We start from the raw sequence: 12,628 nt of genomic DNA, 5'->3' as shown, positions 1-12,628 counted from the left end.
AAAGAAAGTAAAAGAAAGATTATAAACTTTCAAAAAGTTTACTAAATTAGACTATTCAGTTTTGATAAGATAAGGAAAGGGTTGAGGCGATATGCTGAACACATGAGCGGTATTCAACCAAATATTTTATACTTATGAAAACCATTTTTTTCCAACCAACCTATTCTTTCTTAAACCGGAATACTTTCCGAAATGCTTGCAGGGCGGGTTTCCTGTCCTTACTGTTCTTTCTGACGTATGCGGTGCAGGGCGCCAATGTTTATGTTTCTACCAGCAGCGGACTCGCCAGCGCATGTTCGGGTGCATCTTCGGGGGATGTTATATTTATTGCTGCGGGTAACTACACCGGTCCGTTCCTATTGAGTGGCAAGAATAACGTCACACTCAAAAGCTACAACGGTACTGTGAATCTGGAGGGGAGTTCCAGTACGGGCACCAATGGGATCAATATCCTGCACATTACCAATTCAACCAACATCCTTGTGGATGGTCTGGTGTTTCGTAACAATTGGGGGAATACCGGAAATGGTATCATTGTCAATGGCACCGGTAATGAAATTGATATAGTGAATTGTGAGTTTTACAACATTGGCTGGACCAATTCGAAAACGACTATGCCTACCTCCGGGGAAAATGCCCATGCCATTGTGGTGGTGGGAAGTACCTCCTCAGCCATTCAGAACGTGTTTATAGGCAATAATAGCGTTCATGACTGCATTACCGGATACAGCGAGAGCATTACTCTGGTGGGTAACGTTCAGAACTTTTTAGTGGAAGGCAATACACTGGATGGTAACACCAACATAGGGATTGATGCGGCTGGTCATTTTTCTTGGACCGGGGCTCCTGCCAGTGTTAATTACGCCCGAAGCGGAATCATTCGTGAAAACGTGGTGAAAAACTACGCCGGTCCTGCAGCGCTGGATGCGGCAGGTGGTATCTATGTAGATGGAGGTAGTTACATTACCATAGAGAACAATATTGTATTCAACTATAAGGTAGGGTTCTCTGTGGGCTGTGAAGTGGCCGGAAAGTCCAGTACTGGCAACATTGTCAGAAATAACCTGGCTTACGACTGCACCTTGTCCGGGTTGTTTCTGGGTTCGAATACCACAAGTACCGTAAGTGGGACTCAGGTCTATAACAATACGTTTTACAAATGCGGTACCGGAACCTATGACAATGGTCAGATTGCGCTACAGAACAACACCAGCAGTGTGATCAAGAATAACATTATGTATCCTACCGACTGGCGGTATGCCATTGTGCAGATGGGAGGGACGACCACCACCAGCCACACACTGGCTTATAATTTATACTGGCGCGACAATGCCAATACCTCCAGCTTGTTTTATAACGTATCCGGAGATGCCAACTCAGTTAAGCAAAACCCACTTTTCGTGAATGCCGGAAGTGATAATTATTCGATTTCATCGTCTTCTCCGGCGGTGGATGCGGGGGATCCGTCCTTTGCCGGCTCTGGTCAGGAAGATCTGGCGGGCAATACCAGAAAGCAGGGGAGTGCAGTGGATATCGGAGCTTATGAAACCGCTGGGGCTTCACTGAATATTACGGTGGATGGTGCTACCAGCGATTGGTCATCAGTGTCCACTATTGCTACCGGGGGCACTAATCTTACCTCCCTCAAAGCTGCTGACAACACCTCTAATTTTTATGTATTGGCTCAGGGAAGCTTTTCAACTAATTACCAGGTTTTTCTGGATACTGACAATAACTCAACCGGCAGTAATGAATACACTAGTAGTAGCTGGTCTTCAACGGGGTTTAATTATATGATCGAAAATGGGACGCTGTATCAATATACAGGCACCGGCAGTAGCTGGTCATGGAGTAGTTTTGGTGGTATCACTGCGGTGAAAAACAGTTCGGTGTTGGAGCTGTCTGTGCCCAAATCTTCTCTGGGGATATCTGGCTCCGTGGTCAGAGTGGCTGTGGCTTCTCTTAATTCAGGGTATAGCATGGTGGGGTCTATTCCTTCCGGTACCAGTGGGGCGGCTTATACCATCGGGTCAGCCGGTAGCAGAGTGGCAGTGGAAGCTCCCGTTGCTTTATCTAACATGCTATCAATTTTCCCTAATCCTGCAACGGACTTTCTTAGGGTAGCGCATGTGCAGGACCGTGAAGGCGTGGTTGTGATCGAGGTGATAGGTGTGGATGGGAAGCAATATGCTGAGTGGAGTGAGTTACTTCCTCCGGGATCCCATCAGTATGAATTATCCTTAAAGGGAATGTCAAAAGGAATGGCCCTGGTGAGAGTAGCAGTCAATGGAGAAACCATGGTAAGGAGGATTATCATCAGGTAAGGTGTAGTGCTGCCAGATGATTATTTGGCCAATCTGTGTCTTTTACACACAAAAGAAAGTAAACGAAAGAAACAATAATATATTATTGTTTCTTTTGCTTTTTAAGTGAAATTATATACTTTCGTTAGGTAACCAAACCTAACCTTATATCTCATGAATCTCAAAATTTTACTTTCGTTTAGTTTTTTGGTGCTGATTACCGTGTTCCCATGGTCAGGCAACGCACAGTCCAGATCCACTACGCTCTATGTGGATGCCAGCTATGCTGGAAGCTCTTCTGACGGATCATCCGATGATCCGTTCAAAACCATCAAAGAGGCACTTGATTATCGTCAGTCCACACTTGGCCTGGCAGGAATGGTTTCCGATGAGGAAATCATTGTTCGTGCGGGTGTGTATGCACCGGATTCCAATGGCATGATTGTTTTGACCCAATACAATGGTGGAACCGGTAGCTATTGGCTTACCCTCAAGACAGAGGGTGAGGTGATTATAGATGGTGAAAATCTTTACAATAAGAAATTTGCAGCACTGATAACGATCACTTCAGCAGCTAAAAATGTACGTGTGCAGGGATTCAAATTGCGTGACCACCGATGCAATCAAAGCCTGGCCACTACCGAGACGATCAATGGCACCCCCACACTGGTGAAGGATACCAAATTCGGAATTCAGGTAGCCAACAGCGGGGAAAATATTGAGATCATTGGCAATGAAATCTATGATTTCTCCTGGACGGTCAACGTGGATCCGATGAAAGACCGATTGGATTTCACCGCGGCAGAGATCGATACTTTAAAGTCGGCGGCACCCAATGACAATATCGGGCCCATTAGTATTGTGGGTACCGATTCGCTTCCCTTGCTGAATGTGGTGGTTAAGAATAACCTCATACATCACGTGATTCCGGGCTGGACAGAGGGTATCCAGTTGAACGGCCACCTCGATGGGTTTGAGGTTTCTAACAACACCATCTATGAAGTCCAGAACATCGGCATAGTGGCAGCTGGTCATTATACCTGGGTGCCCGACATCCAGGGAGCTACCGTTTCTTCTGCTGAAAACTATGCACGAAATGGCGTGATCAAAGACAACAAAGTATGGAGTTGTCGATCACCAATAGCCGCTGCCGCTGGTATTTACTGTGATGGCTCGCAGAATATTACGGTTGAAAATAATGAAGTTTCCGATTGTCAGGTGGGCTTTTCCATAGGCAATGAAAATAGCGGAGTGCACTCCGGTGGTCATATTGTGAGAAACAACCTCTCCTTTAACAACTCATGGACGGGTCTGGTACTGGGTGTGCCTTCTGCAGCCAGTGGTAGCTATATCAACAATGTTTCGATTACCGGAAACACCATTTATGGCAATGGTGGTGTATCAGATACCTATCTCGGAAGTTTGGGTTCTTCTCAGCTGATCATTCAGAAGAATATTAAAAACCTGACCATCAAAAACAACATCATCTATGCTACCGCCACCAACAACCTGGTGACGTTTGCCATGGCTTTTGATACCACATCCTATTACAGCACGATAAGCTTTGATTACAACCTGTACTATACCAACTCCACGGCAGATCCTGCGGTGGGTATTTTCGATTGGTCACAGCTGGGCAGCGGATATGATTCTTATGGCACCTTTGCCTGGTATCGTGTGAACCGTACCGATCAGGATGAACACTCCAGTTTTCAGAATCCCGTGTTTGAGGACATAGTGTCTTCCACTCCCGATTTCAGGCTGCAGTCTACCTCCCCAGCCATAGACGCTGGTGACCCAGGGTATACCGTGGGCACTGGGGAAACTGATGTTTTCGGAAATGAGCGTGTTTTTGGTGATACCGTTGATATTGGAGCTTTTGAATCTTCCTCTGTGGCGGCTGGTGACATTGCTGCTACCATCGATGGAGTGAAAAGCGCGAGCGAAGGGTATGATGCCCTTCAGACCGGCGTGACTACAGGCGTTTGGAGAAATATTCACGCCTATGACGACAATCACTTTATCTACATCTATGGTGAGTATGAGGGGACCATGGCGGAGTACAGCATTTTTGTGAATACCAACTCCAGTACGGGGTATGACTACATCTGGACTGAAAAGTCTGACTACTATGTGGATGGTACGCTGAACCTGCTCAATGTTTATTATACGGCTGCCTCACCTTCCTGGCCATTTACTGCCGAAAATTCGGTGATGACCATTCGCTTTGTGAAGACAGACTCTACCATAGAAGGCCGAATACCCAAATACGCTTTGGGCATAGGGAGTACCGGTACTGTGGGGCTGGGCATAGAAGGACACACGAGCGGTTGGTCGAGTAGCCTCGGCTCCATCCCGGTGGAAGATGCTGCCATGGTTTACCTGACACTCGATGGCGGCTCTGATGCCGGCAGCTTGGCTATCGATGGCTATAAGAGTCCGGTAGAGAATTACTCAGCGCTCATCACAGGGGTGACAGGTAGCTCTTTCAAAAATATTTATGGCTATACTGATTCGGATTATATCTATCTCTATGCTGAAATAGACACGTCTGCACTGTGGGAATACAATGTATACATCAATACCAACGGAGCTACCGGCTATCAGTATTTGTGGACGGATAAATCTGACTTTTATATAGATGCTAACTACAATCAGCTCAATGAATATACCGGCAGTGGCGGGTGGCCTTTTGAAGAGTCTACCAACTCCGCGGGTATCGAATTTGTGATGACACCCCTGGCCGTGGAAGGCAAGGTATTGAAATCGCTCATTGGTGTGGGAAGTAGTGGCACCATCGGCATAGGCCTTGAGGGGCATACCAAAAATTGGGGAGCCAGCCTTGGTGGAGTACCTACCTCAGGAAGCATGGTATACCTATCGTTGGCAGGTACAGGCTCACGGGTGGCGCAGGAGACCATTGTGGAGCTTCTGGAGGAATCGGCCCGTGCACAGCTGGTCATGTATCCCAATCCGGCGGTGGATCAGCTCACAATCAGTCATTACCTCAATGAGGATGGGCCTGTGTCTGTAAGTGTGTTTGGGTTAGATGGTCGCAAGTACCTGTATCAAGAGGAGTTTCTGCTCAAAGGGAGCCACCAGCAGGTGCTGGATGTATCCGGTTTGCCGAGAGGAATCGCCCTGGTGAGAGTAGAGAGTCTATCAGGTGTTACCACCCATAAGGTGCTGATGAAATAGACCGTTTATAGACATTGTTCAGTTAAGTTTGAGTCATCCCGGTTTTCGGGGTGACTTTTTTTATTTATGACCTAGAAATTTAATGAACGGCTTTTTATCTGATTTTCAGGCAGGTACGATTTATTCACGATTGGGTAACAGAGAGGAAAAATCTTTGAGCGAAGATTAATCTATAATTGCTGTGTGAATATGACACAGAAGTCATTTTTTTTTAGTAATATTAATAAACCAGCGATCTGAAAACTATCCGGACTCCATCCCGCCTTGGAAGGTTCCGGAAGTGACAGGATCTTATCCGTAACTCACTTAAATGGATATGATGATGAATACACAAGTACGAACAATTACCAAGGCGGATTACCACACCGAAGTGCGCGATCTTGCTAAAGGAGAACACCTCCAGAGTATTGCCTGTATCGAAAAAATAATGGAGCATGCACAGAAACTGAAGACCAATGGGCCCAATACCCAGCTGGCCGAAGTACGCCTGCAGATGCTCCAGGAGATGCTTCAGATTCACCAGGGACTCATGTCCTGAGGAAGTCTCCGATTACCTCTTTGTTGTTGACCTACAGGATAGGTGCGTTGCCAGGAGCCATGTGGTGAACTTAATATCCACCAATGAAAGTGCCGAAGATGCCAACCGCAAGCTCGGCCCACACCAGCAGGAGGAGGATCAGCAATGCTATTGAAAATGCTATTCGATAAAGGGTGCTTTTTACTTTTCTCAGGATGAGATCCAAAATGAATCCGGCACTGAGCAGGATGATGGCTGCTACCAGAAAGTCGAACACCGACCAGGTGACCTCATCTGTCAATTGCATGGCGATAAGTGGGATCAGCAGTAGGAGGGCTACGACTATGACGATTTTGAGTGGTCGATTGTTTTTCATGGTCTTGGGGGGTTGGTAGAACACAGGTTAAAACAAATATACTTTCTGGGGAGATAACTTGCTGGTGGTTAAAGGTGTGTCCCAAATTCCTATTCTTTATTGCACAAATGTATCCAAGTGAATACATTTACCGTATGTATTCCATTGAGAAGACTGACGTATTTGACAAATTGGCGGATCAAGCAGAATTCCTGTGGGGAGATTGCATTAAAGATGGATAGTGGGGTCGTGATCTGATAACTTATATACATCAATCCATTTGACTGGCTACTTGCTCTTCATTTTCTTTGCTTGCCCAAAGAAAACGAAGCAAAAGAAAAGGCACCAACGCAAAAAATCATTTTGACCAATCGTGTTAGGGCTTTTTTAGGAATTGTTAAAGTCAAAATGATTCACGCTTGCCTTGGATGCCCCGCCCGCCTGAACGTTCCTACTTTTCTAAATTCACGGCCCAGTAATCGGCTTTACTAAATATAATTATATAGAGTTACACCACACTAATATTCCTTGATCCCAAATGGCTAAGAAAGTTGAAGGACCAAAGGGCGAAAGCTAAAATCCTGTTCAGAATTCAAAGAATTAAGGAGCAAGGAAATTTTGGTGATTGTGAACCAGTCGGTCAAGGGATTAGTGAGCTGCGAATTCATTACGCCAAGGGCTATCGAATTTATTTGAGAGAATACAATGGCAGAGTTGTGATACTTCTTAACGGCGGGACAAAATCATCGCAACAGAAGGACATAGATAAAGCCAAGGTAATATGGTTGAACTATAAAGACGAACTTGAAGATGGCAACTAAGGAGATAACAAAATTCGATATTGCAGAGTATCTGGAAGATGACGTAATGATTGCGGAGTATTTGAACACAGTACTTGAAGAAGGTGACGCTGAAGACATCATAACAGCTCTTGGGCATGTCGCTAAGGCCCGAGGAATGTCAAAAATTGCTGAGGAAACGGGGTTGAGCAGACCAAGCCTCTACAAGGCATTATCTCAAGGATCAAAACCTCAATTTGACACAATTCTTAAAGTGCTTCGAGCAGTCGGTGGTAACTTGAACGTTTCCACTCCTTAACTATACGCCTCACAACAAGCGGTAAAAATGCATGTGGCTACTATCTTACCTGGCCTTCTCAGAGGGTCTCCACCAGCGAGACACGGTAGAGAGTTGCGCTAGTCTAAAATCGGAATGAGGCAACGGGAAGAGACGTCATCCATGTTTCTGATGGTTGACACCCCCCCTGAAAACGGCAATAAAGGCGACCATTTGCAGGTGCTTGTTGAGTTCCGATCCATTGGAAAAATATTCATTTTCATATCATCATTTTGTATCCGAAAAGACTCTACTTTCGAGCTTGACGATAAGCAGATGCATATATGAAGCGAATAGGAACAACAATTAAAGGGAAATCAAACGTATTCAAAGGGTTCCTACTTCTTATGTGCCTTTTGACCGGCACTACTGGTATGGCTCAAGTGCCTGTTAAACTTTATTTAGACTCACCTTATGGATACACAGAGAGTGTGTATTTGACGGGAAATATCAACGGCTGGGCCTATCAAAATGAGGCTTATCAAATGGTGGGGCCGGATGCAAGAGGCCTGTTTTCTATTACGCTCGATCTGGCCGAAAATAGTGATCTGACTTATGCTTTTGATGTGGATTCGGGCCCGTACCTCTCGGATCCTTTCAATTCCCTGGATCCCGTTTATGATGGTTTCTCTCAGCTGGCCATAGCAAATCCAATGATCACGTATTTACTTCCACAAGCACGCGGACAGCAGGTGCCCACTCCGATGGATTCTATCTGGGCACTCCTGGCTTTTAAGGACAGTCAGCCAATTACCGAAAGCTCCATATCACTCAAATTGAACGGTGTGGAAATTCCCGATGCAAGTCAGTATTATGATGCGGTCTCTCGTGAATTTGTCTACTACCCGGGAGACCTTCCGGCTGGGGAATATGTAATCGAACTATCGGTTTCATCCAGCGCCGGTACCGCCGTTCGATCAGTCACCGTGCAGCGAGCTCCAGCCATCATGATCAGCAATAAAATCAGTCGCTACTTTTCTGAAGAGATTACTTTGTATGGAAGGGTGACTTCCTCGGAGATCACTGAATTTGAACTTGAAGTGAATGGAGCCATCACTACCGTGAGCGTAACGGATGGTGAATTCAGAGCTCCTGTTACACTAGTGGAAGGTGTTAATTCTATTGTGGCTGCTCCGGGTACGAGCAACAGCGTAAGTAAAGAGATAGAATATGTTTCCCTGAACAAACCTCAGCTAGCCGTCACGGCGGCTGTTACAGCCGATTTGCAAGTGGATTTGGATGTGAACGTGACCAATCAAGGTGAAGAAACGCTGACCTATGAGTGGACACAAGTATATGGTCCTGAGCCGGCTCAATGGTCAACTACCAACGCAACAGCTACCCAGGTGACGCTATCGGTGCAGGATGGTGACTACCATTTTCGGGTTACGGCCACCAATACCCGAGATGAAAAGTTCATTGCCGGACAATTGGTCAGTGTGAGGGAAGGAAAAGCATCCCTTATTAGCCGCTTTGACCCCTCACCATGGATGGAGAAGATGGTTATTTATGAGATCAATCCCAGGTCATTCAGTAATGCTGGCACACTAAGTGGGATCACGGCAGGTTTGGATGAGCTGGTAGATTTGGGCGTAAACACCATTTATTTGATGCCCATATTTGAGTCCAATGAGTACTCCGGGTATTGGACAATCGACTACTACGAACTGAATGAGCTTTTTGGAACGAAAGAGGACCTCAAAAATTTGGTAGACGTGGCCCATGAAAAGGGGATTAGGATATTCCTTGATTTATCGAATAGCCATACTTCCACTTTCAATCCCTATTTTGAGGAGCCTGTCGCCATCGGTTCAGATTCGCCATTTAGCAATTTTTACAACTGGTCAGGGCCCCCGGCACTGGACAATTACACCTTTTCATTGAGCTATTCGATTCCCGATATTAATTACAATGATCCATTGGCCACTAACTACATGCTTTGGGTTTCGGAATATTGGATTAGGGAGTTTGATATTGATGGCTACCGTGGTGATGTGTCCTGGGCCATTTACAAGCGAAATCCAGCATTTTGGCAGAAATTCAGGGAGCGCATGAAGAATGTGAAGCCTGATCTTTTTATGGTTTCAGAATCCTTCCCACCCTATGATCAGGTGTTCAATGACGGGTTTGATGCCGTCTTTGACTTTAACCTTCGGGGGTATGGATATGAAGATGCAAACATCATCACCAATCTCTTTAATGGCAGTGGGTCATTGGATGAGCTGGATGCTGTCATCCGATTCGATTACCCCAATGCCGGGCTTCCGGTCCGTTTTGCAGACCTGCACGATTTCGATAGAGCTACCATGTCTTTTGGTTTGGCGAAAGCCAGGCTGCTGCAGTCACTCATATTCACCGCCAGAGGGATTCCTTTTATCTGGTCCGGGTCTGAGTACGGTGTTGATAAGGGGGCCTATAATTATGAGGTTTATGCAAGAAACGACCAGTTTGGCCTTCGGGAGTACATGAAGAAACTGATGGACATACGTGCTCGCTATATCAGCAACTATTCCTCAATGGATCGCATTGAAAACTCGAATAATACTGAGGTGTATTCCACCGCCATCAAAACGGACCGTGACTTTGTGATTGCCGTTCACAACTTTTCTGGAAGCGAGAAAACCGGCACCATGGATATTTCGGATTTATCACTCAATTGCAGGAGCAGTTTCATCTTAACCAACCTGCTGGATGACAGCCAGGAGGAATTGACCTACGATGAATTACAGTCCTATGCCTATTCCGTTTCAGCCTATGGAAGTCTGCTTTTTCACATTGGAGAAGGAGATCCATCTGCAGTAGCTATTGAGGGAGCCAGCGAGGCCTGTCAGACCAAGTCTTTGGCTTATTCCATAGTAGACGGCTTTGATTCTTATCTCTGGTCTGTGTCGGGTGGTGAGATCTTATCCGGACAGGGTACATCGTCGGTGGAGATCAATTGGTCAGACGAAGGGGCGGGCTCAGCTGAGGTTGACTTCACGATGGGGGGAGGATGTGTGACATCTACTTCCTTGGAAGTGATGATTGCTCCGGCTCCAGTCGCAACGATAACCTTAGAGGGTGATCTGCTGGTAGCCTCAGAGGGGGCCAGTTATAGATGGTTTCAGGATCAAGTTGTAATGGCCGCTACCACCCGGCAAATAGAGTGGGTACATGGCGCTACGTATCAAGTGGAAGTAACCAATGGAGCGGGTTGTTCTACGCTTTCCGGCGAAATAAGCCCAAAGGTATTAGGGCTAGACGAGAGTGGGTTTAAGGCCATTCTGTACCCAAATCCCACAACAGACGAGGTGAACATTCAGCTGAATTCTTTGGGTTCCGAACCAGTGGTTATTGCGGTACGAAACTTGGCCGGGCAACTTATTCAGTCCAGTGTCTTTCAAGGCAAAGACCAGGCAACTTACCGCATGGATTTCGCGGGCTATACTCCGGGCATCTTTGTTCTGGATATCCAGGCAGGCGGTTTGCACCAAGTTTACAGGATAGTGAAGCGATAAATGAGGGCGTTTGAGTCTATTGTATCCATAGCTGGTGATGATTTGTTCGAGAGTCAAAATCCACTAGATTTGGTATGAGGCGGGCTGGAAGCCAGGAGGGAATAGCCTGTTCGGATGTTAACTAATACTGAATACCTCTATATTTGTCTTGTGAAGAAGATGTACATCATTGCAGGGCCAAACGGAGCAGGTAAGACAACTTTATCTTATACTATTCTACCTGAAATCTTCGAGTGTGATGAGTTTGTTAACGCTGATGAAATTGCAAGAGGGATATCTCCATTTAACCCCGAAAGAGCTGGCATCAGAGCTGGTCGCATAATGCTTGATCGGATCAAGGAACTGGTCTCAAAGGGAGAGTCTTTTGCATTCGAAACAACTCTTTCTACCAAGTCATACAGGAGCTTTATTAAAAAGGCAATGTCTTCAGGATATGACACCACATTGCTTTTTCTTGCTTTGGATTCCATAGAACTTGCAAAACAGCGTGTAAAAACCAGGGTGTTAGAAGGTGGACATAATATACCGATAGACACGATTGAACGACGGTACTCGAATGGACTTTCTAACTTTTTCAAAATATACAGGTCACTGGTCAATAGATGGATCTTGGTGGATAATTCAACCGAGAACTTCGAATTTATTGCTGAGGGATCTGGTACAGATGTCATAATTCGTAGTGAAACAAAGTGGTCACAATTAAAAGACGCATACAATGGGAATTGATGAACAACTCCGTGAACTGGAAGAGAAAGTGAACCTTGGACTTAAAGAAGCCTATCGAAAAATGGCGGAATTCAAAAAAAAGAATAACAGCCCGTTAGTTGTATCCCGCGATGGGAAGGTAATCTCAATACCTGCAGAAGAAATACTCCCTACAACAAACGCTAAAAATGAGTAGCAGGGGGGTGTTAGCCGAAGGTTCCATGAAATTTCAGAAGATGACTGCCAAAGAATTTATTGAGACTCTGAATATTATTGGTCAGGAATATTCTGACACCATTCCAAAAAGGGAGATTTTTTCTTTGGCGAAAGAATTCAAACTCATGCCTGTGCGTGAAGTCGTGAAATTGCTGAATGCCCAAAATTATGACCATCGACTGGGTGCTGTATCCATATTGGACTGGAAGGCCCGAAATAAGGGGACATCGGCAGAAGAGAGGAGGGAAATTTACCAGGCCTATATGGATCACCATAAGAGTATTGACGACTGGGGGATGGTAGATAGGGCTGCGCCATACGTAGTGGGGGGATATTTATTTGACAAGGACAGATCTCCGCTTTACGAATTGGCAAGATCTGCCAATCCAATGGAACGGAGAACGGCCATAGTGAGTACCTATTTTTTTATCAGACAAGATCAAATAGACGACACTTTTAGGATTGCTGAAATGCTAGTACACGATCCTGAGCATTTCGTACAAACTGCAGTGGGTAGTTGGATCAGGGAAGCCGGCAAAAAAGATGAAGTGAGGTTGAGGGCCTTTTTAGACAAGTATGCCCAGGGTATGCCCAGAGTGGCGTTAAGGTATGCCATTGAGAAGCTAAGCCCGGAGCTTCGCAAACACTATTTAAACCTTTAGGGGTAACAGCTGCTCCAATTAACCAGAAGATTCCGGTATTTGTCCCTCGCTGCGCTGGT

At 45.7% G+C, this 12,628-nt stretch carries 10 protein-coding genes; 9 read left to right on the top strand and 1 reads right to left on the bottom strand.

The genetic code is table 11. The features are described 5' to 3' along the window. Positions 1-134 precede the first annotated feature (134 nt). The 3 genes from ACHKAR_RS20380 (at position 135) to ACHKAR_RS20370 (ending at position 6,039) form a co-directional block, all read left to right on the top strand. A complete protein-coding gene (locus ACHKAR_RS20380) occupies positions 135-2,324 on the top strand; it encodes a choice-of-anchor Q domain-containing protein (RefSeq protein ID WP_395419243.1) in 2,190 nt (729 codons plus the stop codon). 153 nt (positions 2,325-2,477) lie between these two features. Beyond that, positions 2,478-5,501, top strand: coding sequence for a choice-of-anchor Q domain-containing protein (locus ACHKAR_RS20375; protein WP_395419242.1), 3,024 nt, complete (start codon positions 2,478-2,480; stop codon positions 5,499-5,501). A gap of 319 nt (positions 5,502-5,820) precedes the next feature. Continuing rightward, the gene (locus ACHKAR_RS20370; RefSeq protein ID WP_395419240.1) at positions 5,821-6,039 is read left to right on the top strand and encodes a hypothetical protein; all 219 of its coding nucleotides are present in this window, start codon (positions 5,821-5,823) and stop codon (positions 6,037-6,039) included. A gap of 70 nt (positions 6,040-6,109) precedes the next feature. Here ACHKAR_RS20370 and ACHKAR_RS20365 read toward each other — a convergent pair whose 3' ends face one another. After that, on the bottom strand, positions 6,110-6,394 hold the full coding sequence (locus ACHKAR_RS20365; protein WP_159581862.1) for a hypothetical protein: 285 nt from the start codon (positions 6,392-6,394) through the stop codon (positions 6,110-6,112). A gap of 500 nt (positions 6,395-6,894) precedes the next feature. Here ACHKAR_RS20365 and ACHKAR_RS20360 point away from each other — a divergent pair, with 500 nt between their 5' ends. The 6 genes from ACHKAR_RS20360 (at position 6,895) to ACHKAR_RS20335 (ending at position 12,569) form a co-directional block, all read left to right on the top strand. Then, the gene (locus ACHKAR_RS20360; RefSeq protein ID WP_395419615.1) at positions 6,895-7,194 is read left to right on the top strand and encodes a type II toxin-antitoxin system RelE/ParE family toxin; all 300 of its coding nucleotides are present in this window, start codon (positions 6,895-6,897) and stop codon (positions 7,192-7,194) included. Further along, on the top strand, positions 7,184-7,471 hold the full coding sequence (locus tag ACHKAR_RS20355; protein ID WP_395419238.1) for an addiction module antidote protein: 288 nt from the start codon (positions 7,184-7,186) through the stop codon (positions 7,469-7,471). The genes ACHKAR_RS20360 and ACHKAR_RS20355 overlap by 11 nt, the downstream gene beginning before the upstream one ends. Before the next feature lie 302 nt (positions 7,472-7,773). Further along, positions 7,774-10,986, top strand: a complete 3,213-nt coding sequence (locus tag ACHKAR_RS20350) for an alpha-amylase family glycosyl hydrolase (RefSeq protein WP_395419236.1) — start codon at positions 7,774-7,776, stop codon at positions 10,984-10,986. A gap of 159 nt (positions 10,987-11,145) precedes the next feature. Continuing rightward, complete coding sequence (locus tag ACHKAR_RS20345; protein WP_255465468.1) at positions 11,146-11,712, top strand: zeta toxin family protein; 567 nt, start codon at positions 11,146-11,148, stop codon at positions 11,710-11,712. Beyond that, complete coding sequence (locus ACHKAR_RS20340; protein ID WP_159581854.1) at positions 11,702-11,887, top strand: hypothetical protein; 186 nt, start codon at positions 11,702-11,704, stop codon at positions 11,885-11,887. Before ACHKAR_RS20345 ends, ACHKAR_RS20340 begins: the two co-directional genes overlap by 11 nt. 25 nt (positions 11,888-11,912) lie before the next feature. Next, positions 11,913-12,569 (top strand): DNA alkylation repair protein, encoded by a 657-nt coding sequence (locus ACHKAR_RS20335; RefSeq protein WP_395419234.1) that lies wholly within the window; start codon positions 11,913-11,915, stop codon positions 12,567-12,569. The last annotated feature ends 59 nt before the right edge of the window (positions 12,570-12,628 follow it).

It is taken from the genome of Marinoscillum luteum (assembly GCF_044005705.1).
Classification (GTDB): Bacteria; Bacteroidota; Bacteroidia; order Cytophagales; family Cyclobacteriaceae; genus Marinoscillum; species Marinoscillum luteum.
The sequence above is the reverse complement of the archived record's forward strand: the minus strand, read 5'-3'. Positions and strand labels throughout refer to the sequence as shown.

Excerpts from the sequence above, each read along its gene's own strand:
- ACHKAR_RS20375 (WP_395419242.1), top strand. The coding sequence starts at position 2,478 with ATGAATCTCAAAATTTTACTTTCGTTTAGTTTTTTGGTGCTGATTACC.
- ACHKAR_RS20350 (WP_395419236.1), top strand. The coding sequence starts at position 7,774 with ATGAAGCGAATAGGAACAACAATTAAAGGGAAATCAAACGTATTCAAA.
- ACHKAR_RS20340 (WP_159581854.1), top strand. The coding sequence starts at position 11,702 with ATGGGAATTGATGAACAACTCCGTGAACTGGAAGAGAAAGTGAACCTT.
- ACHKAR_RS20355 (WP_395419238.1), top strand. The coding sequence starts at position 7,184 with ATGGCAACTAAGGAGATAACAAAATTCGATATTGCAGAGTATCTGGAA.
- ACHKAR_RS20365 (WP_159581862.1), bottom strand. The coding sequence starts at position 6,394 with ATGAAAAACAATCGACCACTCAAAATCGTCATAGTCGTAGCCCTCCTA.
- ACHKAR_RS20345 (WP_255465468.1), top strand. The coding sequence starts at position 11,146 with ATGTACATCATTGCAGGGCCAAACGGAGCAGGTAAGACAACTTTATCT.
- ACHKAR_RS20370 (WP_395419240.1), top strand. The coding sequence starts at position 5,821 with ATGATGAATACACAAGTACGAACAATTACCAAGGCGGATTACCACACC.
- ACHKAR_RS20380 (WP_395419243.1), top strand. The coding sequence starts at position 135 with ATGAAAACCATTTTTTTCCAACCAACCTATTCTTTCTTAAACCGGAAT.
- ACHKAR_RS20335 (WP_395419234.1), top strand. The coding sequence starts at position 11,913 with ATGAAATTTCAGAAGATGACTGCCAAAGAATTTATTGAGACTCTGAAT.